This window comes from Burkholderia sp. HI4860, assembly GCF_002223045.2.
Classification (GTDB): Bacteria; Pseudomonadota; Gammaproteobacteria; order Burkholderiales; family Burkholderiaceae; genus Burkholderia.
On record NZ_NKFO02000005.1, the window covers coordinates 1,068,753 to 1,094,481 of the forward strand.

20 protein-coding genes and 2 pseudogenes are annotated in these 25,729 nt (G+C 68.8%); 10 read left to right on the forward strand and 12 right to left on the reverse strand.

What is annotated here, in order from left to right; genetic code table 11:
- Positions 1–96: 96 nt before the first annotated feature.
- The 5 genes from CFB34_RS38815 to CFB34_RS38835 form a co-directional block, all read right to left on the reverse strand.
- On the reverse strand, positions 97–1,014 hold the full coding sequence (locus CFB34_RS38815) for a LysR family transcriptional regulator (protein ID WP_089444081.1): 918 nt from the start codon (positions 1,012–1,014) through the stop codon (positions 97–99).
- 102 nt (positions 1,015–1,116) lie between these two features.
- Entirely contained in the window at positions 1,117–3,378 is a 2,262-nt protein-coding gene (locus CFB34_RS38820) for a molybdopterin cofactor-binding domain-containing protein (protein ID WP_089444082.1), read from the reverse strand.
- Complete coding sequence (locus tag CFB34_RS38825) at positions 3,378–3,878, reverse strand: (2Fe-2S)-binding protein (RefSeq protein ID WP_039362674.1); 501 nt, start codon at positions 3,876–3,878, stop codon at positions 3,378–3,380. The genes CFB34_RS38820 and CFB34_RS38825 overlap by 1 nt, the downstream gene beginning before the upstream one ends.
- Complete coding sequence (locus CFB34_RS38830; RefSeq protein ID WP_089444083.1) at positions 3,875–5,161, reverse strand: cytochrome c; 1,287 nt, start codon at positions 5,159–5,161, stop codon at positions 3,875–3,877. Before CFB34_RS38830 ends, CFB34_RS38825 begins: the two co-directional genes overlap by 4 nt.
- A gap of 337 nt (positions 5,162–5,498) precedes the next feature.
- On the reverse strand, positions 5,499–5,771 hold the full coding sequence (locus CFB34_RS38835; protein ID WP_089444084.1) for a UBP-type zinc finger domain-containing protein: 273 nt from the start codon (positions 5,769–5,771) through the stop codon (positions 5,499–5,501).
- A gap of 226 nt (positions 5,772–5,997) precedes the next feature.
- Here CFB34_RS38835 and CFB34_RS38840 point away from each other — a divergent pair, with 226 nt between their 5' ends.
- Entirely contained in the window at positions 5,998–7,269 is a 1,272-nt protein-coding gene (locus CFB34_RS38840) for an NAD(P)/FAD-dependent oxidoreductase (protein WP_089444085.1), read from the forward strand.
- A 25-nt stretch (positions 7,270–7,294) separates the two neighbouring features.
- Here the strand turns inward: CFB34_RS38840 and CFB34_RS38845 are convergent, their stop codons facing one another.
- Positions 7,295–8,743 carry an efflux transporter outer membrane subunit gene (locus CFB34_RS38845; RefSeq protein WP_089444086.1) on the reverse strand — a complete coding sequence of 483 codons (1,449 nt, stop codon included), beginning with the start codon at positions 8,741–8,743 and terminating at the stop codon, positions 7,295–7,297.
- On the reverse strand, positions 8,740–9,786 hold the full coding sequence (locus CFB34_RS38850; RefSeq protein ID WP_089444087.1) for an HlyD family secretion protein: 1,047 nt from the start codon (positions 9,784–9,786) through the stop codon (positions 8,740–8,742). Before CFB34_RS38850 ends, CFB34_RS38845 begins: the two co-directional genes overlap by 4 nt.
- A gap of 83 nt (positions 9,787–9,869) precedes the next feature.
- Between CFB34_RS38850 and CFB34_RS38855 the strand changes: the two genes are divergently transcribed.
- Positions 9,870–11,438, forward strand: a complete 1,569-nt coding sequence (locus tag CFB34_RS38855) for an MFS transporter (protein WP_089444088.1) — start codon at positions 9,870–9,872, stop codon at positions 11,436–11,438.
- 85 nt (positions 11,439–11,523) lie between these two features.
- On the opposite strand, the gene CFB34_RS38860 is transcribed toward CFB34_RS38855, so the two are convergent.
- On the reverse strand, positions 11,524–12,504 hold the full coding sequence (locus CFB34_RS38860; RefSeq protein WP_089444089.1) for an alpha/beta hydrolase: 981 nt from the start codon (positions 12,502–12,504) through the stop codon (positions 11,524–11,526).
- A 365-nt stretch (positions 12,505–12,869) separates the two neighbouring features.
- Here CFB34_RS38860 and CFB34_RS38865 point away from each other — a divergent pair, with 365 nt between their 5' ends.
- The 4 genes from CFB34_RS38865 to CFB34_RS38880 all read left to right on the forward strand — a co-directional run bounded on the left by CFB34_RS38865 (position 12,870) and on the right by CFB34_RS38880 (position 17,894).
- Complete coding sequence (locus CFB34_RS38865; protein ID WP_089444090.1) at positions 12,870–13,301, forward strand: DUF3331 domain-containing protein; 432 nt, start codon at positions 12,870–12,872, stop codon at positions 13,299–13,301.
- A gap of 542 nt (positions 13,302–13,843) precedes the next feature.
- Positions 13,844–15,652: a winged helix-turn-helix domain-containing protein gene (locus tag CFB34_RS38870; RefSeq protein WP_089444091.1), complete on the forward strand. Its 1,809-nt coding sequence runs from the start codon at positions 13,844–13,846 to the stop codon at positions 15,650–15,652.
- Positions 15,653–15,882: 230 nt separating this feature from the next.
- Positions 15,883–16,296, forward strand: coding sequence for a DoxX family protein (locus CFB34_RS38875; protein WP_089444092.1), 414 nt, complete (start codon positions 15,883–15,885; stop codon positions 16,294–16,296).
- Positions 16,297–16,400: 104 nt separating this feature from the next.
- Positions 16,401–17,894 (forward strand): mechanosensitive ion channel family protein, encoded by a 1,494-nt coding sequence (locus CFB34_RS38880; protein WP_089444211.1) that lies wholly within the window; start codon positions 16,401–16,403, stop codon positions 17,892–17,894.
- Positions 17,895–17,929: 35 nt separating this feature from the next.
- Here CFB34_RS38880 and CFB34_RS38885 read toward each other — a convergent pair whose 3' ends face one another.
- On the reverse strand, positions 17,930–18,838 hold the full coding sequence (locus CFB34_RS38885) for a LysR family transcriptional regulator (protein ID WP_089444212.1): 909 nt from the start codon (positions 18,836–18,838) through the stop codon (positions 17,930–17,932).
- 118 nt (positions 18,839–18,956) lie between these two features.
- Between CFB34_RS38885 and CFB34_RS38890 the strand changes: the two genes are divergently transcribed.
- Complete coding sequence (locus CFB34_RS38890; protein ID WP_089444093.1) at positions 18,957–19,862, forward strand: AraC family transcriptional regulator; 906 nt, start codon at positions 18,957–18,959, stop codon at positions 19,860–19,862.
- Positions 19,863–19,981: 119 nt separating this feature from the next.
- On the opposite strand, the gene CFB34_RS38895 is transcribed toward CFB34_RS38890, so the two are convergent.
- Positions 19,982–20,659 (reverse strand): hypothetical protein, encoded by a 678-nt coding sequence (locus CFB34_RS38895; RefSeq protein WP_089444094.1) that lies wholly within the window; start codon positions 20,657–20,659, stop codon positions 19,982–19,984.
- A 106-nt stretch (positions 20,660–20,765) separates the two neighbouring features.
- Between CFB34_RS38895 and CFB34_RS38900 the strand changes: the two genes are divergently transcribed.
- Entirely contained in the window at positions 20,766–21,929 is a 1,164-nt protein-coding gene (locus CFB34_RS38900) for an aldose epimerase family protein (RefSeq protein ID WP_089444095.1), read from the forward strand.
- Between the two features lie 27 nt (positions 21,930–21,956).
- On the opposite strand, the gene CFB34_RS38905 is transcribed toward CFB34_RS38900, so the two are convergent.
- Positions 21,957–22,814: a PhzF family phenazine biosynthesis protein gene (locus CFB34_RS38905; RefSeq protein ID WP_089444096.1), complete on the reverse strand. Its 858-nt coding sequence runs from the start codon at positions 22,812–22,814 to the stop codon at positions 21,957–21,959.
- Positions 22,815–23,058: 244 nt separating this feature from the next.
- Between CFB34_RS38905 and CFB34_RS38910 the strand changes: the two genes are divergently transcribed.
- Positions 23,059–23,715 carry a CoA pyrophosphatase gene (locus CFB34_RS38910; RefSeq protein ID WP_089444097.1) on the forward strand — a complete coding sequence of 219 codons (657 nt, stop codon included), beginning with the start codon at positions 23,059–23,061 and terminating at the stop codon, positions 23,713–23,715.
- A 32-nt stretch (positions 23,716–23,747) separates the two neighbouring features.
- Here CFB34_RS38910 and CFB34_RS38915 read toward each other — a convergent pair.
- Positions 23,748–24,718, reverse strand: a pseudogene (locus CFB34_RS38915) (AraC family transcriptional regulator).
- 94 nt (positions 24,719–24,812) lie between these two features.
- Between CFB34_RS38915 and CFB34_RS38920 the strand changes: the two are divergent.
- Positions 24,813–25,642: pseudogene (locus CFB34_RS38920) on the forward strand (oxidoreductase).
- Positions 25,643–25,729 lie beyond the last annotated feature (87 nt).

The following is a 25,729-nucleotide window of genomic DNA, read 5'->3' on the forward strand; positions in this document are numbered from 1 at the left end:
CCGCGTTGCCGCCCATACTATTGACCGGTCGATCAAACCGGAACCGGGCCGCCGCGCAATCGAGCGTTGCGCGGCACGCAAAGGCGCCGCGCCCGATCAGCCGCGCTTGCCCTGCAGCGTCGGAATCTGCTCGAACAGGCCCGCGAGCCAGTCGACGAACACCTTGAGCTTGACGGGCACGTGGCGATTGGGCGGATACAGCACCGAGATCGGCCGGGCCGGCGCGTTGAAATCGGTCAGCACTTCGCGCAGCCGGCCCGATTTCAGATACGGCTCGACGAGGTACAGCGACGTCTTGATCAGGCCGATGCCCGCGATGCCGCACTCGATGTAGTTGTCCGCATCGTTGACGGCGACCGTGCCGCACATCTGCACGACGCGCGGCTCGCCGTCGACGACGTAGTCCCACACGCGGGGGCGCCCGGTATCGGCCGAGATGTGGCTGACCGCCACGTGCTGCGCGAGATCGTCGACCGTCTCCGGCTCGCCGCACCGTGCCAGGTACGCGGGCGACGCGCACGTGCAGGTGGTCAGGCTGCCGATGCGCCGCGCGATCATCCCCGAGTCGTCGAGCGCGCCGATGCGCACCACGCAGTCGACGCCTTCGCCGACGAGATCGATCTGCCGGTCGGTCACGCCGAGCTCGATCATGATGCCCGGATGGGCGTCGAGGAACGCGGGCAGCGCGGGCACCACGACCTGCTTGGCCATCGCCGGCGGCAGGTTCACCTTCAGCCGGCCGCGCGGCACGTTGCGCGCCTGCGAGACCGACGCCTCCATGTCGTCGATTTCGCGCAGCACCGCGACGGAACGTTCGTAGTACGCCTGGCCGTCCTCGGTCAGCGAGATGCGGCGCGTCGTGCGGTTCAGCAGCCGGCAGCCGAGGTGCTGTTCGAGTGCGCTGAGCAGCGCGGACACGCGCGGCGTCGTGAGGCCGGTCGTGTCGGAGGCGCGCGTGAAGCTGCCGGTTTCGACGATGCGCGTGAACACGCGCATCGAAAGCAAGGTATCCATCGTCGGGAAGGCTCCAGTCCTGTTGGGTCGCGGCGCCGGTGCATGCCGGCGCCGTCCGTCTTGTCGGGTGTGTCGGTCGCGCTAGCGGGCGCGACCGAATTGCTATGCGTCGATGCGTTGTCTCAGCGCGTCGCCGGCGAACGGCATTTCGCGCATGCGCTGGCCGGTCGCGTCGAAGATCGCGTTGGCCAGCGCGCCGGCGGTCGGCCCCATCGACGCCTCGGCCGCACCGAGGAACGGCGCGCCCGGGCGATTGATCAGGTGGACCTTCACGCTCTGCGGGGCGGCCGAGAAGCGCAGGATCGGGTAGCTGCTCCAGTCGAAGCTGCGAATCCGTTCGGTGTCGTACTTCAGCGCCTCGTACAGCGTCCAGCTCGCGGCCTGCACGATGCCGCCCTCGATCTGGTTGCGGATCCCGTCCGGCGACACGACCTGCCCCGCGTCGACGGCGGCTTCCGCGTGCTCGAGCGTCACCTGGCCGGTTTCCGGCACGACCGACACCTCGACCGCGATCGCGACGTACGCCATCAGGTTCTTGTACTTGCCGAACGCGAAGCCGACGCCGCGGTTGCGCGCACGCGGCGGCCGCGGCCAGCCGAAGTGCTGCGCGGCGAGTTTGATCACCTGAAGCGCGCGATGGTCTTCCATGTGACGCAGCCGGAATTCGACCGGATCGATGCCGGCCGCGTGCGCGAGTTCGTCCATGAAGCTTTCGATCGCCCACACGTTGGTATGTGCGCCGAGCGAGCGCATCGCGGACGTCTGCAGCGGCATCGTCGGCGAGAAGTTGTTCACGATGTGCTGGTTCGGCAGCGCGTACAGCGGAATCGCGTTGCGATCGGCGCCGCCTTCCGGTTGCAGCATCGGCGTCGACGGCGCGGGCACGAACGGCGGCTCCAGCATCCGCGCCGGCAGCAGCCGGCCGGCGTTGACGATCCGCTCGTTGTGCGAACTGCTCCACAGCGCGTAGTTCCAGTCGACGATGTGGCCGCTCGCGTCGAGCGAAGCGCTGACCTCGGTCACCATCGCCGGCGTGAAGTGATCCCACGTGTGTTCCTGCTCGCGCATCCACTGCACGCGAATCGGCTTGCCGGGCATCGCGGCGGCGATCAGCGCCGCGTGCGCGGCGGCATCGTCGGCCCCGTTGTGTCCGTAGCAGCCGGACCCTTCGGTATGAATGCAGCGCACGCTCGCCTTCGGCATCGACAGCATCTCGGCCAGCGCGTCGCGCAGCGGGTAGACGCCTTGCGAATGGGTCCACACCGTCATCGTCCCGTTATCGAGGTGCGCGACCGCACACGACGGCCCGATCGAGCCGTGCAGCAGGTAGTTCTTCAGGAACGTCGCGTTCAGCGTCTTCACGGCCGGCGCGGTGGCCGCGTGCGTGTTGGCGATCTCGATGCGCTGCGTCGAGATCCGCTTCAGGTCGGCGTGCACGGTGGCGCGATCGGGCAGCGTGCGCCCGGGCGACCACCGGCACGCGGCGGCAAGCGCGCGCTGGGCGACCACCGCCTGCCATTCGCCCTCGGCGACCACCGCGAGCATGCTGCCGTTGCGCACAATCCGCACGACGCCCGGCAGCTTCAGGATCGCCGCTTCATCGAACGACAGCAGCTTCGCTTCGTACACCGGCGGCATCACGACGCGTGCGTGCAGCATGCCGGGCAACTGCATGTCCTGCACGTAGCTGACGCCGCCCGTTACCTTGTTCGGGATGTCGACGCGCGGCAGCGACGTGCCGATCACCGTGAACGTCGCCGGGCTCTTCAGTGGCGACGTAGGCGCGGCGTTGCGATGCAGGTCGACGGTGCGGATCGCGTCGCCGTAGGTCATCGTGCGGCCGTCGGGCGCCTGGATGACTGCGTCGGCGGTCGTCAGCGTGTGCGCGTCGACGCCGAAGCGCTTCGCCGCGCCTTCCACCAGCAGCGCGCGCACTTGCGCGGCCGCGTTCAGCAGCGCGGAACCGCTGTCGGCCATCGTGTGGCTGCCGGCGGTCAACCCCTCGTCGGGCGATGCGCCGGTGTCGGCCGTCAGGAACGTGATCAGCGACGGCTTCATGTCGAGCTCCTCGGCAGCCACCTGCAGCAGCGCGGTGCGCACGCCGGTGCCGAGCTCGACCTTGCCGGTGAATACGGTGACCGTGCCGTCCGGCGCGATCTTGATCCACGCGTCGAGCAAGGGATTTGTTTTCAGGCTGCCCGCAAGTGTCTGGGTGGTTTTTGCCACGTGCACGGCCGCGCCTTCGTCGGCGATCACCAACTGCGCGGCCGCACGCGACGCGGGCGCGAGACTGAACGCGACGAACAGCGCGCCGGAGACGATGAAATGCCGGCGGCCTTCGTCGATGTCGTCGTGGGAATTCATCAAAGTCCCTTGCTGATCGTAACGGGGGCGGAGGCGGGTTCCGGGGGCGGCAGCCCCGCGACCGAGCGCACGGCCGCGAGGATCCGCATGTGCGTGCCGCAGCGGCACAGGTTCGGCTCCATATGCGTACGCAGTTCCTGTTCAGTCGGCTTCGGGTTGCGCTCGAGCAGTGCCTGCGCGCGCATGATCATCCCCGCGATGCAGTAGCCGCACTGCGCGGCCTGATGCTCGACGAACGCGCGCTGCAGCGGGCCCGGATGCTCGGCGGTGCCGAGGCTCTCGATGGTGCGCACGCTGCGCGCGCCGACCGCGGCCACCGGCATCAGGCACGAGAACGTCGGCTTGCCGTCGACGATCACCGTGCACGCGCCGCATTGGCCTAGGCCGCAGCCGAACTTCGCGCCGTGCAGGTGCAGGTCGTTGCGCAGCGCGTACAGCAGCGGCGTGGACGGATCGATGTCCAGCGTGTGCCGCACGCCGTTGACGGTGAGGGTAATCATCGGGCGGTGTCCTCTTTTCTGAGCGTCGCGGCCATCGCGTCGACGCCGGACCATGCGGGGCGATCGGTGTAGGTCGCGCGCACGTACGCGGCAAGATCGGCGATCTGCGCGTCGTCGTACTGGTCGATGAACGACGGCATGTAGTTCAAAGTGTCCTCGCCGTGCCAGCCGATGCCGTTGAACATCATCTGGATCGCATTGCGCGGCGTATCGGCGTTCACGGCCGTGCTGAACGCGAGCGTCGGCCGCTCGCCGATCGACTGCATCGGCGCGGCCGGCCCGTGGCACTGCGCGCACGATGCCTGGAACAGCACCGCGCCGCGCTGCGCGGCCGGCGTCGTCGCGGCACGTTCGGCCGGTGCGGCGGCCGTGGCCGCATGTCCGTTCGCGGGCTTCTGGATCGACAGGATGTACGCGGCGATCGCTTCGACGTCTTCCGCCGGCACCGTCGCGAGGTCGCGCGTGACCGGCAGCATCGGCCCGGCCGCCGCGCCGTGCTCGCTCGCGCGGCCGGTGCGCAGGTACGTGACGAGCTGCGCCTGCGTCCACGGCCGTGCGGCCTGGCCGAGCGCATTGAGCGGCGGCGCTTCCCAGCCGTCGACGATGCCGCCGTCGAACGCACGGCCGCGCTGCTCGCCGCCGATCGCGTTCAGCGGCGAATGGCACGACGCGCAATGGCCGAGCCCGTCGACGAGCATCCTGCCGCGGTTCCATTGCGCGGATTGCGCGGGGTCGGGTCGATACGCGCCTTCGCGCAGGAACAGCACGTTCCAGAATGCGACCAGCGGCCGGAAGTTCAGCGGAAACACCAGGTCGTTGGCGGGCGTCGTCGCGCGAACCGGCGTGCGTGTCATCAGGTACGCATACGCGGCGGCGATGTCGTCGTCCGACATCTTCGTGAAATGAATGTACGGAAACGCCGGGTACAGCGGCTGGCCGTTGCGCCCGATGCCGGTGCGCAGCGCACGGGCGAACGCGTCGCGCGACCAGCGGCCGATGCCGGTCTCCGGATCCGGCGTGATGTTGGTCGCATAGATCGTGCCGAACGGCGTCGCGAGCGGCAGGCCGCCGGCGAACGGCCTGCCGTCCTTCGCGGTATGGCACACGACGCAGTCGCCCAGCGCAACGACGCGCGCGCCGGCGCGCACCAGCTGCGGATCGAACGAAGCGGGGGCGGGCGGATCGATCGGCGCGATCGACGGCCGCACCATGATGCCGATCGCGACCGCGACGCCCGCGATCGCGATGCCGGCCGCGCCGATCCAGAGTCGTTTGTGCTTCATGCGCTCTCCAGGCGACGTGGTGCGCCGCAAGTGATGCGATGCGCGGCAACACCGGACGATGCGTGTCGGCCGTGCGTGGCCGTCCGATGCGGCCGCGACCGTCTTGCGGCGCGGCGGTGATTGGCGACGGGGATCAAGTTGTCACTCCAGCAGTCGATAACGGGCGCTAGCGCCGTCCTGCGCGGCAGCTCATGAACGGCAGTCTACGCAGAGGCCGCGATCATGGCCTGAAGCGGCGCTGAAACGTTCTGAACGGTGTCCGGCCCCGAATCGACCGGGGTGCGGCGCGCGGGGCCGATGAGGGGCGCGCCGTGTCGCGGCGGCCCCGCGCGTCGCGTCAAGACGGAATCTCGCCGGCGACGACTTCGTCCGCGTAGCACCAGATCCAGCGCTCGCCGGGCTCGATCGAGCGGACGAGCCGATGGCCGGTGTCACGGAAATGCCGGCTCGCATGGCGATTCGGCGACGAGTCGCAGCAACCGACGTGCCCGCAGGTCAGGCACATTCGCAGATGCACCCAGCCGCTGCCCGATCTGACGCATTCCTCACAGTCGTCCTTGTCGGTGTCGAACACGCGTGCTTCGTCGAGATGCGTACAGGCGTTGGCCATCTTGCGCTCCGATGCCGGCGCGGGAGCGACGCTCGCGGCACGGCCGGCATGCGGCCGCAAGCGGGAGGGATACGCGGCATTGTGCAGCGTCGCGTCGCGGCCGGACCTTAATTGTCATGAAGCGGCCCGCGCGGCCCGCGGCGGCGGCGTACAGTCGCGAATGCGTTCGGCCACGCCGCGGCACCGGCCGAACCGCATCCGACATCGACATCATCGGGAGGCGCTCATGGATCAACCGCAACACGTGCGGATCGTCGGTCTGCCGCGCAGCAGGGACGCGTACGCGATCCGCGATTTCCTGCAGCGGCGCATGATTGCGTACGACTGGTGCGAGCTGACCTCCGACGCCGACTGCGCGCAGGTGCTCGGCATCGCGCCGCTGCGCGACATCCGGCTGCCGGTCGTGATCTTTCCGGACGGCTCGCGCCTGTACCAGCCGACCCTGGCCGAGATCGCCGCGCGGCTCGGCTGGGTCGCGCGCCCGCGCTTCGTCGAATACGACGTGTCGATCTACGGCGCGGGGCCGGCCGGGCTGTCCGCGGCGGTCTACGCGGCGTCCGAAGGGCTGCGCGCGGTCGTGATCGAGCGCGGCGCGATCGGCGGACAGGCCGGCACGAGTTCGCTGATCGAGAACTACATGGGCTTCCCCGACGGCATCCCGGGCGCGGCGCTTGCGGAACGCGCGCGCGAGCAGGCGGTGAAGTTCGGCGTCGAGCTGCTGACGATGCGCGAGGGCGTGCATGCGACGTTCGTCGACGGCAAGATCCGCGTCGAGCTCGCCGACGGGTCGATCCTGGTCGCGCGCGCGAACATCTGCGCGACCGGCATCGAATATCGCAGCCTCGGGCTGCCGGAGGAGCCGGCGTTTCTGAATGCGGGGCTGTTCTACGGCGCCGGGTCGAGCGAAGCGCCGATGTGCGCGGGCGAGCAGGTGTTCATCGTCGGCGGCGGCAATTCGGCCGGCCAGGCCGCGATGAATTTCTCGCGGCATGCGCGCCAGGTGACGATGCTCGTGCGCGGTGCGTCGCTCGCGGACACGCTGTCGCGCTACCTGATCGACCGGATCGAGCGCACGCCGAACATCGAGGTCCGCTACCGGTCGAGTGTCGCCGCGCTGCACGGCGACGGCTGGCTCGACGCGATCGAGCTTCGCTCGGCGGATGGCACGCGCGAACGGCTGCCGGCCACGCGCCTGTTCGTGTGCATCGGCGGCGCGCCGAATACCGACTGGGCGAAGGACACCGACATCATCCGTAATCCGGACGGCTATCTGGTCACCGGCGGCGACCTGTACGATTGTCCGGCGTTCGAACGCGTGTGGCCGCTCGAGCGCCGGCCGTACCACCTGGAAACCAGCGTGCCGGGATCGTTCGCGGCCGGCGACGTGCGATCGGGATCGGTCAAGCGCGTCGCGTCGGCGGTCGGCGAAGGCGCGATGGCGGTGACCTTCGTGCACCGGTTTCTCGGCGAAGATGCGCATCGGCTCGCGAGCGCGTGACGCAGGTGCGGGCCGCTCGATGGATTCATCGCGCGTCCGCCTGCGGCGCGTCGCGCAATCCGTCCCGGCCGACGCGTGCCGGCGGCGTCCACCCGCCGCCCAACGCACGCACGAGGCTCACCGTCGCGACGGCCAGCGCCTGCCGGCTGTGAATCAGCTGGCGCCGCGCATTCAGCGCATCGCGATCGGCGTCGATGACTTCCAGATAGCTGACGTACCCATGCGCGTAACGGCTCAACGACAGCCGCGCCGCCGCATCCGTCACGCGCGCCGCGTCGTCGTAGCGCACGATCCGCTCCTTTTGCGCGGCGATGTCGTTGAGTGCGTCCTGCACGTCGCGCAACGCGCCGATGGCGGTGGCGCGATAGTTCGCGTCGGCTGCGTCCATGCCGGCCCGCGCGGCCGCCACCATCGCCTCGCGCTTGCCGCCGTCGAACAGCGTCAGCGCGACGTTCGCGCCGAGACTCCACAGTGAACTATTGCGGTCGAGAAACGTGCGTAGATCGCGGGTCGCGAAGCCGCCGTCGGCGGTCAGCGTCAGTGTCGGCAGCCACGCGGTGCGCGCGATGCCCAGTTCGAGCGACGCCGCATCGGCGCGCCGTGCCGCCGCGAATACGTCCGGGCGTTGGGCGAGCAGCGCGGATGGCAGCCCGGCCGGCACATCCGGCACCTGCACGGGCACGGCGCCCGTACCGACGTCGAACGCGGTCGGCGACACGCCGGTCAGCACCGCGATGGCGTCGACGAGGTTTTCGCGCAGCCGGCGGCTCTCCGCGAGATCGGCATGCGCGGTATCGAGATCGGCCGACGCGCGCAGCCCGTCGAGATCGCTCGCCGCGCCGGCCCGCACGCGGGCGGCGATCACGTCGAGCGCGGTGCGCCGCAGCCCGATCGCGCGCGTGAGCGTCTCGAGATCGTCGTCGAGGTAGCGCAGCGTCAGATAGTCGACGGCCACTTCGGTTGCCACCCGCAGACGCACCGCATCGCGGTCGGCCGCCGCCTGCAGCACGTTCTGTTCGCCGATGTCCGCATCGCCGCGCAAGCGCCCCCATAGATCGACTTCGTAGCTCGCGGCGACGGGCACCGACCAGTTGTGCATCGTGCGCTTCGGCAGCGCGTTGTCGACCGTGCCGGAGACGCGCGTGCGGCTGAACGACGGGTCGACGCGCACGGTCGGCGCCAGTGCGGCCTCGCGCACGCCGAGCAGCGCCTGCGCCTGGTCGACGCGTGCGGCCGCCGCGCGGATATCGAGGTTGTGCGTGAGCGCGGCGTCGACGAGGCGGCCGAGTCGCGGGTCGCCGAACCAGGCCGGCCACGCAGCGAGCGACGGCGTGCGCACATCGGTCGACGGAGCGGTCGACGGATCGGCATGGCGGAACCCGTCGTGTCCGACCGGGACGGGCGCGAGCGGCTGCGGCGCGATCGAGCACGCGGCCAGCAGGCTCGCGGCGAGCAGGAGGCATGCGCGCTTCATCGCGATTCGCTGCCGCCTTGCAGCGTGACGACGACCGACAGCCCGGACCGGATGCGCGGCTCCGTCGCGGCCGGGCCGTCGAGCAGGATCTTCACGGGCACGCGCTGCGTGACCTTCGTGAAATTGCCGGTCGCGTTGTCGGGCGGCAGCAGCGCGAACTGCGCGCCGGTCGCGGGCGACAGGCTGTCGATGCGGCCGGTGAACGTGCGCTGCGGCAGCGCATCGAAGCGCAGTTGCACGGCGTCGCCGGCGCGCACGTGCCGCAGCTGCGTCTCGCGGAAATTGGCGACGATCCACGGATGCGGCTCGACCAGCGTGAGCAGCGCCTGGCCCGGCGCGACATGTTCGCCGGTCTCGACGGTCTTCTTGCCGACGTAGCCGTCCGACGGCGCGACGACCGCCGTGTAGCCGAGCTGCAGCAGCGCGTCGCGCAACTCGGCGTCGTTCTGGCTCGACGCGGCGTCGGCCGCTTCGGCGGCGGCCACGGCGCTGCGCCGTTGCGCATCGGCCGCCGCGACGCGCGCGCGGGCCGACTTGCGGGCGGCATCGGCCGCATCGAACTCCTGCTTCGACAGGCCGCTCGGCGTCTCGCGTGTCAGTTCGCGTGCGCGGGCGTAATCGAGTTCGGCCTTTACCGCATCGGCGTGCGCGGACACGAGCGCCGCGTCGGCCTGCTCGATCAGCGCGTGTGCGCGGCTCGCATCGGCATGCGCCTGGGCGACGCGTGCCCGCTGCGCGGCGACCCGCACGTCGAAATCACGCCGGTCGATCTGCACGAGCGCGTCGCCGGCATGCACGAACTGGTTGTCGTCGACGAGCACGCGCTCGACGGTGCCGGCCACGCGCGGCGAGATCACGTGCAGGTGGCCGGTCACGTATGCGTCGTCGGTGCCGCGATCGCGCGCGTCGAACTCGTACACGAGCAATGCGACGAGCAGCAGCGCGAGCGTCGCGATCGCCGCGATGGCGGGCCGGTGCGAGCGAACGGGCGCGGCGGGCGGCGGCGCCGAAGCGGCCGGCGTGTCGGTGGAAGGTGAGGTCATGGTCGGCAAACTCCATCGTACGGGCACGGTTCGACGCATCGCGTTATGCTTGCGCCAGCTTGACAGCGGGGAGCCGCTTCACGATGAACACCACGTTTGCGACCGGTCGTGCCGCGCCGGCGACGGCCTCCGACATCCCGACATTCCGGTCGATCGCCGCGATCGCGGCCGTCTTGCTCGGCGCGATCATCGCGACGCTCACCTCGCGCATCACGTCGCTCGGGCTCGCCGACGTGCGCGGCGCGCTTGGCATCGGCGTCGACGAAGGCGCATGGATCAACACCGCGTTTACCGCGTCGCAGATGTTCGTCGGGCCGCTGGCGATCGCCGCGGCGTTCATGTTCGGCACGCGCCGCGTGCTGGTCGCGGGCGCCGTCGTGTTTCTCGGCGCCGAAACCGTGCTGCCGCTCTGCACGCAGTTCGGCGCGTTCGTCGTGTTCCAGGCGATCGCGGGGCTCGCGTCCGGCGTGTTCGTCCCGCTGACGGTCGGCTTCGTCGTCCGGACGCTGCCGCCGCGGCTCATTGCGTTCGGCATCGCCGCGTATGCGATGAATCTCGAGATGTCGCTGAACCTGTCGGCCACGCTCGAGGGCTGGTACAGCGAACACCTGAGCTGGCGCTGGCTGTTCTGGCAGAACGCGGTGCTGACGGTGCCGTTCATCGCGTGCCTGCTGCTGTCGCTGGCGGACGAGCCGGTCAAGCGCTTCGCGTCCGGCATCGATGCGCGCGGGATGCTGCTCGGCGCCGGCGGCTTCGCGTGCCTGTGCGTCGCGCTCGACCAGGGCGAACGGCTGTTCTGGCTGCAGTCGCCGCTGATCGTCGTGCTGCTGGCGCTCGGCATCCTGATGGTCGCCGCGTTCCTGATTCACGAGCTCGCGTCGCCGCGCGCGGGCCTCGATCTCGGCTATCTCGCGCGGCCGAACGTCGCGCTGCTGATCGTGCTCGTCGGCCTCGTGCGCTTCACCGTGCTCAATACGAGCTTCATCCCGTCGCTGTTCCTCGCCAGCACGTACGGGCTGCGGCCGCTGCAGATCGGCGATACGCTGCGCTGGATCGCGATCCCGCAGCTGCTGTTCGCGCCGTGCGTCGCACTGCTGCTCCAGCGCGTCGATCCGCGCCGGCTGATCGTTGCCGGCTTCGTGACGGTGGCGATCGCATTCGCGCTCGGCGCGCGCCTCACGTCCGCGTGGGCCGAACCCGACTTCATTCCGTCGCAACTGCTGCAGGCGCTCGGGCAGACGATGGCGCTGACGTCGGTGATCTTCTTCTTCGGCAAGCACGTGACGGCCGAACACGCGTTGACGTTCGGCGCGGTCGTGCAGACGACGCGCCTGCTGAGCGGGCAGCTCGGCACGACGTCGATCGCGGTGATTCAGCGGATCAGGGAGGGTACCCATTCGAATCTCGTCGGTCTGCATGTATCGCTGTCGGATCCCGGGACGCTCGAGCGGCTGCGCACCGGCGCGGCGTCGCTGGTGACGCACGGCGCCACGGTCGCGACCGGCAACCAGGCCGCCTACGCGCTCGTCGATCGGGCAGTGCGCGTGCAGGCGACCACACTCGCGCTGGCCGACAATTTCCGCGTGGCGATGGCGTTCGCGCTCGCCGGGGCGCTGATCGGCATCCTGCTGAGGCCGGTGCGGGCGCAGTGAGCGCGCCGCGGCTGAATTTTTCTGAAAAATCCTGAACGGCACGTCTGCCGAAGCGGTATGCGCACCGCGACGGCAGACGGCGCGCTTACGCCTGCAGGAACGCGAGCAGCTCGGCGTTGATGCGATCGGCGTTCACGACGCACATGCCGTGCGACCCGCCTTCGATCACCTTCAGCTGCGCGTGCTTGACGATCTTCGACGACAGCCGGGCCGAATCGTCGATCGGCACGATCTGGTCGTCATCGCCGTGCAGCACGAGCGTCGGCACGTCGATCTTCTTCAGATCTTCCGTATAGTCGACTTCCGAGAACTCTTTCACGCACAGATACTGGCCGTGAATGCCGCCCATCATGCCCTGCGACCAGAACGCGTCGATCGTGCCCTGCGACGGCTTGGCGTTCGGGCGGTTGAACCCGAAGAACGGCACCGCGAGATCCTTGTAGAACTGCGAACGGTTCTCGGCGACGTTCTTGCGGATGCCGTCGAACACCTCCATCGGCAGGCCGCCGGGGTTGGTCGGCGACTTCACCATCTGCGGCGGCACCGCGCCGATCAGCACGGCCTTCGACACGCGCTTCGTCCCGTGGCGGCCGATGTAGCGCGCCACTTCGCCGCCGCCCGTCGAGTGGCCGACGAGCGTGGCTTCGCGCACGTCCAGTGCGTCGAGCAGGGCGGCCAGATCGTCCGCGTACGTGTTCATGTCGTTGCCGCGCGACGGCTGGCTCGAACGGCCGTGGCCGCGACGGTCGTGCGCGATCACGCGATAGCCGTGCTGCACGAGGAACAGCATCTGCGCGTCCCACGCGTCCGCACACAGCGGCCAGCCGTGCGAGAACACGACAGGACGGCCGCTGCCCCAGTCCTTGAAGTAGATCTGCGTGCCGTCCTGGGTGGTGATCGTGTTCATCGAATGGGCTCCTGGGTGGGCTGAAGCGGCGCTGCGGGCGGGGGTGCCGGCCGCAGCCGCCATCGCGGGCAGCGCGGCGGCCGCGACGGCCGTCGCGCCGGCAAGCAGCATGTCGCGGCGGCGCGCCGACGAAACGGCGTCGGTCTGTTCTGGGTGCATCTGGACTCCTGAAATATGCGGCGCAACGATGCCGCGCGGGATGGTGGATCGGTGACGACCGGCCGCGGCCATCCCGCCGGCAGCCGGTTTGCTTGAGTCGTCGCGCGCCGATTCGTGCGGCGCGGACGAACGAATGCCGTCGGGAGCGTATCGCGGTGCTACGTGCGCCGTACTGAAATCCGGCTGAATTTTCTTGAACGCGCCGCGCCGCGGAGGGAAGTCCGCCGGGCTGCAGAAGAATTAAGCGCGCGACCGGGACTCTTCAGCGCGCGGCGACTATCGTCGACATCGGATCATCCGCGCACGTTTCGCGTCGCGCGCACGGATCCGACCGCACCGTCCGTCACTCGCCTGGAAATGCCGCCATGGATGCCTTCAATCGCTGGGAGCACATGATCACGTCGCTCGGGCCGCCTTCCATGGCGGTCGTCCGGTCGATGCCGATGCCGCGCGCGCGACCGGCGGACGGCCCGCGCCGCGGCCATCGCGGCGACGCGCCGACGCCGTCGAGCGGCGACATACGCCGCCGCAGCGCGATCGTCACCGCCGAGCGGCAGACCGATTCGTCGATGCTGGTGTCGTGGAGCGACCCGACGCACTGCCGCTACGACGAGCAGCGCTGGATCAGCGCGAAGGCGCGCGGGCTCGGGCGTTGCGCGCTCACCGGCATGCCGATCCGGGTCGGCGATGCCATCTACAAGCCGCAGTGGCGCGGCGCGAAACGGCCGGCGAACTGCCGCGAAATGATCCTGGCGTCGGCGCTCGACGTGTTCGCCGCGCGACAGTCCCGGCCATGACGCCGGCAGCGCGGCGCTGCGTCGGTTGCGACCGCCGCGGTACGTCGTGACGCCGTCAATCTCGGAACGGAGGCGACTGCGACACGCCCGCGCGATACCGCGCGACGCATGGCCGCAGTTTGCACACACCGATCGCACGGCTGCCCGAAGCGGGAATCGTTCCGCTATCGACACCGAGCGCCGATTTACCGGCGCTATATGGGGTGGCGTCCGCGCGTATTCGATCGATCGGCCGGATCAAACGGAAAATGCGTCGAATTTTCCCGAACCGGCAGGCATATCGTCTGATATATGAAAATCGTATTTACGAACGAACCGGCCATTCGCACATGAATCGTGCGCGCGCTCTTGCCGCATTCCGGTATATATGACCACACGCTTGCCACACAACGTCGTCGTGGCGATTTTCGTCATTTCAAAAAATTCGATCGCTACATTCTGATTATTTGAATCATTCTGCTACGCAAATACCGTAGCATTGACGCGAAACCGGCGCCGGGTTTCAATCGTGCGCCGTTGAATGTCACCATTAAGAAAATGCGATGATCCGAATTGGAACACTTCACGTTTTTCTCGACAGACGTGAAATTCGTTCGAACGGCAAGCTGTTGCGCATCGGTAGCCGCGCATTCGAGATTCTCGAGCTGTTGATTCGGGCGAACGGCGCACTGGTATCGAAAGACGAAATCATGCAGCGCGTGTGGCCGCACACCGTGGTGGAAGAAAACAACCTGCAGGTGCATATCGCGTCGCTGCGCAAGGCGCTGGCCGACGACCGGAACCTGATCGTGACGGTGCCGGGCCGCGGCTATCGGCTCGTCATCGAGCAACCTGACGACGACGGTGCGCCCGTGCGCCCTGCGATGTCGCGGCCGTCCATCGCGCCCGGCGCGCTGTTCGGCCGCGAACGCATGGTTGACGAGGTGCTGGCCGCGTTGCAGGACGCACGCATCGTGACGCTGGTCGGCGCGGGCGGCATCGGCAAGACGCGCGTCGCGATCGAAGCGGCCGCGCGCGCGGATGCGCGTTTTCCTGAAGGCACCGTGTTCGTGTCGCTCGCGACGGTCGCGTGCCCGCGCTTCGTGCCGGATGCGCTTGCGGGCGCGTTCGGCATCGCGCAGCCGACCGGCGCGCTGACCCTCGAAGCGGTGCTCGCCGCGGTCGCACGCCGCCGGATGCTGCTCGTGCTCGACAATTGCGAGCACCTGCTCGATGCCGCGGCGCGGATCGCGAGCGCGCTGACCGACGCTGACGACGGGCTGTGCGTGCTCGCGACGAGCCGGGAATCGCTGCGCATCCACGGCGAGCGCGTGTGCCCGGTGCTGCCGCTCGACGTGCCGGACGAAGGCGCGGCCGAACACGATGCGATGCGCGCGAGCGCCGTGCAGTTGTTCGCCGCACGCGCCCGCGCGGCCGATCCGCGTTTTCCGCTCGATGCGCGCAGCCTGTCGCTGATGGCGTCGGTCTGCCGCCGGCTCGACGGCCTCCCGCTCGCGATCGAACTGGCCGCGGCGCGGGCCGCCGTGCTCGGCATCGACGTGCTGGCCGCTCATCTCGACGATCATTTCCGGCTGCTGACGGGCGGGTTTCGCACCGCGCTTCCGCGCCATCAGACCTTGCAGGCGATGTACGACTGGAGCGACCGGCTGCTGGGCGATGCCGAGCGCCGGCTGTTGCGATGGCTCGGCGTGTTCCGCGACGGCTTCTCGATCGAGGCCGTGCGCGCGGTGGTCGGCCCGAACGGGCTGGCCGGCGCCGACCTGCTCGATACGATCGCGGGCCTCGTGTCGAAATCGCTGCTGATCCTCGAGACCGCGCACGGCGCGCCGCGCTACCGGTTGCTGACGACCACGCGCGCGTATGCGCAGCAGCAACTCGACGCGCACGGCGACGGCGCGGCGGCCGCGCGGGCACACGCCGGCTATTTCCTCGAGTTGTTCCGGCAAGCGGCGCATGGCGGTGGCGCGCAGGGCGGCGATCAAGGCGGCTCCACGCGGCTCGAGGCGGTGCGGCGTGAGCTCGGCAACCTGCGTGCCGCGCTCGACTGGGCATTCTCGGCGAACGGCGATACGGCGCTCGGCGTCGCGCTCGCGGCGGTGGCGGTGCCTTGCCTGTTCGACCTGTCGCTCGTCGACGAATGCCGCGAACGGGCGCGCGTGGCGCTCGATGCGATGCGCGACGCCGACACCACGGCAGAGGCCGCCGATGCGCGCGTGCGCTTGCTCGCCGCGTATGCGGCCGCGCTCGCGCATACGGCCGGATCGACGCAGGCGGTGCACGACGCGTGGTCGGAAGTGCACGCGCTCGGCTTCGATGCGGCCGAGGCGGAGCTGCCGGCGCGCGACGGCTGACGGCGGATGGGCGGGGTGCCTGCCGCGCTTCAGAACGTTTCAGCGCGGCGTAAGGACACCGGCGCGCGGCACGCGTAGATTGCGAGCGTAAGGCGCGGCCACCCCGCACGCTTGCGCGGCGATCCTGTGCGCGCGCCGAGATATCGCGACGCCATCCGCCAAGCGGGCGTCGCGACACGAGCGGCGCCTCCTGCGCCGCTGCGTGCCCGCCCAACCGGACGAACCGCCGCATGAAACTTCCCGAATCCGACCTTTCCCGCCACGCGACCGACCTCGGCCTGCTGTTCCTGCGCGTCACCGCCAGCGTGCTGCTGCTCGTGGTTCACGGCTTGCCCAAAGTCCTTCACTACACGTCGGAAGCCGCCGCCATCGAGGATCCGTTTCATCTCGGCCGCACGCTGTCGATCCTGTTCGCGATCTTCGCGGAAGTCGTGTGCCCGGTCTTCATGATCGTCGGCGTATGGCCGCGGCTGGCCGCGTTGCCGGTGATGATCATCACGCTCGTCGCGCTGGTGTTCGTCCATCCCGACTGGTCGCTGCGCGACGCGCAGTTCGCGTGGATGCTGCTGATCCTGTTCGGCACGATCGCGATCGCGGGCGCCGGCCGCTATGCGTTGCCGGGCGTGGTACGCCGGCACGAATAGCGTGGCCGCGGGCGCGCCCGCGCCCAGCCTCTCGTCGCAGCGGCGCCGGCCCGACCGTCATGCTGCCGTCGCCATCGTTCCATTCCGTTCCGCTTCGTTTCGACATGCTGAATCTTTCCGACACGGCGCTCTACGGCGCGCCGATCGTGCTGGCCGATCTCGTCGCGTGGCGCCTGTTCGGGCGCGGCCGCGGCGCGACGCGGGCGGTGTGGCGCTGCGCGGCCTTCGCCGCACTGACCGCCGTGCTGTTCGCGCACGGCGTGAGCCCGCTCGCCGTTCCCGCGTCGGCCACCGGCCTCGACCGCATCGCGCTCCAGGCCATCTGCATCGCGTGGTGGCTGCAATGCGCGATCGTCTTCAGCCTGCTGCTCGATCATCTGCTGTTGCCGCCCGCGTGGCGCAGCCAGCGGCTCTTTCATGACATCGCCGCGGGCGTCGTGTTCGGCGCGGCCGTGGTCGCCGCGCTGGGCTACGTGCTCGGCCTGCCGTTGAGCGGCGTCGTCGCGACGTCCGGCGCGGTGGCGGTGATCCTCGGTCTCGCGCTGCAGAACACGCTGAACGACGTATTCTCCGGGCTCGTGCTGAACACCACGCAGCCGTTTCGTCTGAACGACACCGTGTCGATCGGCGAGATCGAAGGGCGGATCGTCGAGAGCAACTGGCGGGCGACGAAGCTGATCGACAGCCTCGGCAACCTGGTGGTCGTGCCGAACAGCGCCGCGGCCCGCGCCACCATCGTGAACCTCAGCGAACCGTCCGGCCTGCACGGCGTGACGCTCACGCTCGACGTCGATCCCGCGGTGCGGCCGGCGGTCGTGGTCGGCGCGCTCGAGCGCGCGGCGGCCAGTTCGCTCGACGTGCTCGCGCGCCCCGCGCCCGTTGCCGTCGTGAAGGCGTTCGGCACCAACGCGATCCGCTACGAGCTCCTCGGTTACGTCGACGCGCTACAGAAGACGACGGCCGTGCGCAACGCGCTGTACGATCTCGCGCACCGGCATCTGGCCGCGGCAGGCACCGCGTGGCGGCCGCTCGCGGGCACCGCGCCGGCAGCGGCGGCAGGCGGGCGCGACGGGCGCGATCGGCACGACGTATCGCGCCGGTTCCTGCTGTTGCGTGCGGTGGACCTGTTCGCGCGCGTCGACGACGACGATCTCGCCGCGCTGGCTGACGCGCTGGTCTCGCGTTCGTTCGGCCAGGGCGACGTGATCTATGCGTCGAATTCGGATACGCGCGTGCTGACGATCGTCGAATCCGGCGTCGCGGCCGTATTCGTGCCGGGCCCGGCGGGCGAGGTCGAGGTGCGGCGCATGGCGCCTGGAGACGCGATCGGGCAATCGGTCGTGCTGGCCGGCACGCGCCTGCATGCGACCGTGCATGCGGTGACCGCGATGGCCGTCCTGCAGCTGCGCAGCGACGACCTGTCGGCGCTGATCCGCAGGAAGCCGGAGCTCGGCAGGCTGATGTGCGAATCGGTGACCGAGCACATCGCGACCGAGGAAAGGATGATGATCCCGCCGGTCGAGAAGGCGCACGCGTCATTCAGCCTGATCGCGTGGCTCGAGAAGGAAATGAAACGCGTGCACGATTCGATCGTCTGACGCGGGGCAGTGACGTTCGCCGGCGCCGAACGCGATCAGGCGAGCTGCAAAAGGCGATCGACGAGGTCGGGGCGATCGAGTTGCTCGACCCACCAAAGGAGTGCACGGCCGGCCTCGTCGCTACGCCACGCGAGATAGCAATGCGTGGTGTCGCGCATGCCGGTCACGCGGCGGGCGACGAGCTTGCCGTCGGCGATCGCGCGGGCGGCGAGGCATTCCGGCAGCGTGCCCACCGCCAGCCCTTCGCATTGCGCATCGAGCTTGGCCGCGAGCGTCGGCACGGCGAGGGTCGGCTGGCCCGCATCGATCGCAACCGATTGCGGCGGCAACTCGCGCGACGTATCGCTGATCACCGCGCCGCGATACTGGACGACCGTTGCCATCGACAGCGGCTCGGGAAGCGCGGCGAGCGGGTGGGTCGGTGAAACGGCGAACACGTGTTTCAGCGCGCCGATCGGGCGCGCGATGATGTTCGGCAGTTCGGGCGGCGCGCCGGCGGCGCCGACGACGAGATCCGCGCGGCGCGAGATCAGCGCATCCCACGCACCGCCGAGCACTTCGGTCGACAGCCGCAGCCGCGTGTCCATCTCGAGCGCATAGAACCGGTGCACGAACGGCCACATCGCATCGAACGGCAGGATCTCGTCGACACAGATGCGGACCTCGGTTTCCCAGCCTTCCTGCGCGCGCTGCGCTTTCATCTCCAGCTGTTCGGCCGCATGCAGCAGCCGCCGGCCTTCCTCGACGACGATGCGGCCCGCGTGCGTGAGCTTCGCGCGTCGTCCGCTGCGGTCGAACAGCATGACGCCGAGATCGCTCTCGAGTTTTTGAACCAGATAGGTCAGGGCGGACGGCACGCGATGCAGCAGTTCCGCGGCTTCGGCGAACGTGCCGGTACGGTCGATCGCATCCAGTGCTTCGAGCGCTTCGAATGACAGCTTCATCGCGAGTTCCGGTAGGGGCGGCTGGCGCATCATACCAGCGCGTGCCGCGCGAGGGCAGCGCGCCTCATCGTGCTTTGCTAGACTGACGCGCGTCGTCGTTCATTGCACGCCTCCATTCATGACTGCCCCCCAGCCGGACAATGCTTCTTCCGATTTCATCCCGGCCGATGTCAGGCAAACCATCGTCGCGCAAGCGTTGCCGAAGGGGCAGGTCGGCATCGTCCGGCTGAAGACGCTGCGGCGCAACAGCGGACTCACCGCGCCTTATGAACTGGAGAATTCGGATCTCATCGTGCTGCAGTTGCGCCCGTTCGGCGAACAGGATCTGTGGCTCGACGGCCGCCGCGCGCCGTTCGTCCCGTACGGTGCGGGCACGGTCACGATTCACGATCTCGACCGCAACTGGGTGGCCGATCTGAAGGGCGCGTTCGACTGCCTGCATTTCCACATGCCGCGCCCGCTGCTCGAGGAAACGGTGGACGACATCGGCGGCCGGCAGCGGCCGCGGCTCTACCTGCCGCCCCACCTGAGCGCGCACGATCCGGTCATCCATTCGCTCGGCCAGTCGCTGCTGCCCGCACTCGCACGGCCGGATCAGGCATCGCAGATCTTCATCGATCACGTCGGGCTCGCGTTCCAGGCGCACGTGGCCCACCGTTATGGCGGTGTCAGCGAGCGACGGGAAAAGACGTACGGGAAACTCACGCCGTCGCAGGCGCGCCGTGCGAAGGAGCTCCTGCTCGAGCATCTCGACGGCAACCTCGGGCTGGCCGACGTGGCGAGCGCATGCGGCCTGTCTCGCAGCCATTTCGTGAAGGCGTTTCATCAGACGACCGGGCTGCCGCCGCATCGCTGGCTCATCGTGCAGCGCGTCGAACGGGCGAAGGAGTGGATGCGCAATCCGAACCTGCCGTTGAGCATGATTGCCGACGCGTGCGGTTTTGCCGATCAGAGTCACTTCTCGCGGACCTTCACGCGCCTGACCGGCGTCAGCCCTCGCCGCTGGCGCGCGGACAATACCTGAGCGTCGCGATGCGGGGCGGGGCAGGTTTCCGTGATGGCGGGTGGGCCGTTGCCCCGGGCAATCGAACCTGCCAGGCGCGCGCCCATTCGAATGTGCAGCAGACGCTGAGCGCAGCGTGCTTATGCGTAAAAGCCGATCAGCATGTCGAGATTGCGTTGCGCGTGCGGCTCGAGCGGCGCGAATTCTGCCGATCGAAACAACGGGGCCTGCGCGCGCAGATGTTCGAGCGCCTGCCTGCGGCCGGCGCGGAAGGCTGCCGACGGCGCATCGGGATCCTGCGCCCACTCGCGCGCGATCGCGCGGTCGTATTCACGGAGCCGGTCGGGTGCGGCCGCGAGGATCGCGAGATCGGCGTCGAGAAAAATTTGCGCGGCGCGCTGCAATTCCGGATCGACGGCGAACCTGTCAGGCAGCCGGTGCGACTTCGTCGCCAGCACCAGGTCGCGGGCCACGGACACGTGCGATGCATGCGCATGCAACCACGCTGCGTCGCAATGCGCGTGCGTAAGCTGCGCGAGCCATTGCGCGCTGAGCGTTTCGTTGTCCGCATACGCCGGCAGCGTCGTCGCGTAGACGATGTCGTGCGCCCACACGGCGAGCTCGATGGCCGGCCACAGCGGGTCCTCACGATACGGCGCGAGGTGCGCGAACAGTTCCGCCAGATGGGCGAGCGTGTGATAGAAGCGCTGCGGCTCGCCGTACGCGCGTTCAATGAGCCGCCACACGGCCGTCGTGCCGAAGCAGGCGTCGCAGGCGGCACGCAGCGTGCGCGCGATATCGGGATCGAGGGCGTTCATGGCGGCGATCGGCTCGGGCAGGCGATGCGCGCAGCATAGCAAACGTGGCCGCGAGCAGGCATGCCGCTTGCTCACGCGCAGGGATTGCACCGTATCGGAGGTTGCCATGAAACGAATCTGGCGGCGCTACCCGCTGCTCGCGATCTGGGCGGTCGGGGCGCTCGCGCTGTCCGCGGACTTCGCCTCGGCGGCGCCCGACGTCTCGATCAGCCGCGCGGATGACGGAACGACCGCGACCGGGCAGCCGGTGAGCCAGTACACGCTGGCGAACCAGCGCGGCGTGACGCTGAAAGTCATCACGTACGGCGCTATCGTGACCTCGCTCGACGTGCCGGACCGTGCCGGCCACGTTGCCGACATCGTGCTCGGCTTCGATTCGCTGCACGACTACGAAGCGCACAACGGCAACATCCATTTCGGCGCACTGATCGGCCGGTATGCGAACCGCATTGCCGGCGGGCGGTTCCCGCTCGATGGCAGGACGTGGACGCTGCCGGTCAACGACGGGCCGAACACGCTGCACGGCGGCCCCGGCAGTTTCGACGCGAAGGTATGGACGGTCACCGGTACGCACAGCGACGCGAGCGGTTCGAGCGTCACGCTGCGCTACGTGAGCCCCGACGGCGAGAACGGCTTTCCCGGCACATTGACGACCGACGTGACCTACACGCTGACGCGTGACAACCAGATCCGCATCGACTATCGCGCCACGACCGACAAGGATACGGTCGTCAACCTCACCAACCACAGCTACTTCAATCTGGCCGGGCACGCCGGCGGCAGCGTCGAGCGGCAACTGATCGAGATCGCCGCCTCGCGCTTCACGCCGACCGACGATACGTCGATTCCGACCGGTCAACTGGCGAGCGTGGCGGGTACGCCGATGGATCTGCGCCAGCTGACGCCGATCGGTGCGCATTTGCGCGACGCGGATCCGCAGCTCGTCATGGCACATGGGTACGACCACAACTGGGTGCTCGACCAGGGCGGCCAGCCGGCGCCGGCGTTTGCCGCGCGCGCCTATGACCCGGCGTCGGGGCGTTTTCTCGAGTTGTACACGACGCAGCCGGGGCTGCAGTTCTATACGGCCAACGGATTGAACGGCAGCGTCGCGGGCAAGGGCGGGACGGTCTATCGGCAAACCGATGCGTTCGCGCTGGAGGCCGAGCATTTTCCCGATTCGCCGAATCATCCGGCATTCCCGACGACGGTGCTCAAGCCCGGCGAGACGCTGCACGAAGTGACGGTGTGGCGGGTGGGGGCGCGATGAGCGGGGGCGAGGCCCGGATCGTCTCCGCTACAGGTTGACCACGCCGCGCCCGAGTTCGATCACGCGGCCACCCACGCCAATCTCGCCGCTCGCACTGACCGACAACCGCAACCGGCAAGGCCGGCCGATAGCGTCCCCCTGTTCGACCTGAAACGCGGCCGGCAGGTCACGCTGCATCGCAAGCAGCCACCCGCCCAGGTTTGCGCAGGCCGAGCCGGTGCCCGGGTCTTCCGAGACGCTGCCTTGCTTCACGAAGAAGTAGCGCGACACCACCGTCCCCGGGCGCTCGGCATCGAACGCGAAGACGTAGGCGGTCTTGCGGCCGAGGCTGCTGGTCGGCCAGATATCGAGGCAGACGCTGTCGGGCTGCGCGCGGCGCACGGCGGCGGGATCCTTGAGCGCGACCAGCAACTGGTCGGCGCCGGTGTCGACCCAGATCGGCGACGTGAGCAGATCGTCTTCCGCGAGCCCCAGCAAGGTCGCCATTCGGGCGTCGGACAATTCGCACGGCGCCGTCTTCGGCATGCCTGCGTGCGGCGCGGTGAACGTCCACACGTCGTCATGCGCGCTCACGTCGACCACGCCCGCCTTGAATTCGAGCGCGAGCGCGTGGCCCGCACCCTGCAGGTCGCGCACGACATGCGCGGTGCCGAGCGTCGGATGGCCGGCAAACGCCATTTCATGGCCCGGCGTGAAAATGCGAACCCGCGCATGGGCACGCTCCGACGGCAGCACGAAGGTCGTTTCGGACAGGTTGAACTGCACCGCGAGCGCCCGCATGGTCGCGTCGTCCATGCCGCGCGCATCGTCGAATACGCAAAGCGGGTTGCCGCCGAAAGTCGATTCGGCGAATACGTTCAGCAGGCGGAAGGCGTAGGAAGGCATTTGAATCTCGTGTGGGTTCGGCAGTCGACGGACCGAGGGGGCACGTTTATCGACGGCTCGCGGCAGAGCGGCGGCATGCCGTCGTGATGCAATGCGTCATTGTGCCCGCAAGATGCGATGAAGGGGCGGCATACGGGCTGTCCGCAATTCATGCATGATCGGGGTTCTCCGGTTGGCCGACGGAGATTCGATTTGATCGTTCAACTATCCGCAACGTGCAGGTTCAAGCGTGGAAGGGGAAGACATGGAATCTGACGAAAGCGCTTCGAATACTGGTGGCGCTCAGGTGAGTACCGGCTCGCCCCAACCGCTCCTGGACGCGATCGTCCGTGGCGTCGAAGGCCACGGCATCCCTGCCGATACCGATTGGCCGACCGCGAAGCAACGCCTCGCGGACAACGATGGCCAGTGGAAATTCTCGGCGGTGCTGGTCGCGATCGTCGCGCGGCGCGAGCCGACGATCCTGTTGACCCTGCGCGCGTCGGACCTCAGCGAATACTCGTCGCATGTGAGTTTTCCGGGCGGGCGCCCGGCCGAGTCCGACCGCGATATCGGCACGACCGCCTTGCGCGAGGCATTCGAGGAAATCCGCCTCGCGCCTGACGCGGTTCGCGTGGCCGGCAGCTTGCCGATCCACAAAACCAGAAAGCGCAATCACGCGATCTTTCCCGTGATCGGCATCGTGCCGGAAACAGCGAAATGGGAGGCGGCGCCCGCGGAGGTCGCGGAGATCTTCGAGTTTCCGTTCGCCGTGCTACTGAATCCGGATCTGCTGCGGCAATACACGGACGGCGAACGCGTAGGCGCATGGTACTGGGCGGAGCAGGCGCAGGACATCTGGGGCGTGACGGCGCTCATCCTGAGATCGCTCGCCGCTCTGGTACGCGATGCCATGCGTTGACGGCATGCGGGACGGTCGCACGCCGACGCACGTCAATGCGACGACACGAACGGCGCATCGTCGAAGGCTTCCGGAATCGCGAAGCTGTCGCGCATGCGCTGCGTTTCCTTGGCCGGCGTCAGGCCGAACAGGCGCTTGAATTCGCGGCTGAACTGCGACGGGCTCGCATAGCCGACCGCGTAGCCGGCTGCCTCCGCCGTCAGGTCCTCGCGCACCATCAGCAAGCGCGCCTGATGCAGCCGCGTCGACTTCAGGTACTGCATCGGCGACACCTGCGTGATCGCCTTGAAGTGACTGTGAAAGCTCGGCACGCTCATGCCGGCTGCGTCGGCCAGTTGCGGCACGTCGAGCGGCTGCGCGTAATCGGCATGGATCACGCGCAGTGACCGGCCGATCCTTCCGAACTGCCCGCGCATCGCCAGCGCGCTGCGCATCGCGCTGCCCTGCGCGCCGGTGAGCACGCGGAAATACAGCTCGCGCAGCAGGGCCGGGCCGAGCACCGCGGCGTCGAGCGGCCGGTGCAACGCGTCGACGAAACGCAGCACCGACGCGTGCATCGTTTCATCCATCGGCGTCGACATCATGCTCCTGGGCGCCTGCACGGGCTCCGCCGTCCTTCGCGGTCGATCTGCGCCGCGAGTTCGGCGGCCATCGTGAAATCGAGGTGCAGATACAGCGCGAGCAGCGGGCGCTCGGGCGTGGCGTCGGTTTCCATGCTGAACGGCACGGGCACGGACACCGCCAGGTAGTGATGTTCGTCGTACAGGTAGCGCTCGCCGCCGAAGTAACCGCGCTTGCTGCCCTGGCACACGATCACGATGCCCGGGTCGTACAGCACCGGCGTGCGCGACAGCGCGCGGTTCGAACGCAGGACGCGCACGCTCGGCAGCGCCGTCAGGTTGTAGCCTTCGTCGGGTGCCAGCGTGCGCAGCAGCGCCACCAGGCGCTTCCGGTCGCGCGGCGGCAGCGACGGGGATCGGGCAGGAATGGGATCGGCGCTCATAGTTTTGTGCAAGAAAATCAGCGGAATCGGGCTTATTCGACGGGGTTCGTCAGACTAGTATGCATGCTCCAATCGACATTCGGGAGAAGCTCACATGGCATCCGGCAAGCTCATGCTCATTACCGGCGTCAGCAGCGGCTTTGGCCGCGCGCTCGCGCAGGAGGCCCTCGCGGCCGGTTACACGGTGGTCGGCACCGTGCGAAGCGCGCAGGCGGCGCAGGATTTCGAAGCGCTGTCCCCGCAGGCGTTCGCGCGGGTGCTCGACGTGACCGACTTCGACCGCATCGACGGCGTCGTGGCGGAAATCGAGGCGAACGTCGGGCCCGTCGACGTCCTGGTGAACAACGCCGGCTACGGGCACGAAGGGATCATGGAAGAGGCGCCGCTCGCGGAGATGCGCCGGCAGTTCGACGTGAACGTGTTCGGCGCGGTCGCGATGATGAAGGCGGTCATACCTTACATGCGCGAACGGCGGCGTGGCCACATCCTGAACATCACGTCGATGGGCGGCCACATCACGATGCCGGGCATCGCGTACTACTGCGGCAGCAAGTTCGCGCTGGAAGGTATTACCGAAACCGTCGGCAAGGAGCTGGCGCCGTTCGGCATCGCGGTGACGGCCGTGGCGCCGGGTTCGTTCCGCACCGACTGGGCCGGCCGCTCGATGGCGCGCACGCCGCGCTCGATCGCCGACTACGACGCGCTGTTCGACCCGATCCGCCAGGCGCGCGAAGAGAGGAGCGGCAAGCAGCCGGGCGATCCCGCGAAGGCCGCGCGGGCGATGCTCGCGGCGATCGCGGCGGACCATCCGCCGCGCACCTGCTGCTCGGCAGCGATGCGCTGCGGCTGGTACGCGGCAAGCTGGCGGCGCTGGACGCGGAAATTCGCGCGTGGGAGGCCGTGACGGTGTCGACGGATGGTTGACGCGCGGCCCCGCACGATCGTTCGCCCGTAGCGGGTTCGGCCACGTCGTCGACATCGTCGACGGTCGTTCGCAACTTGGCATCCTCG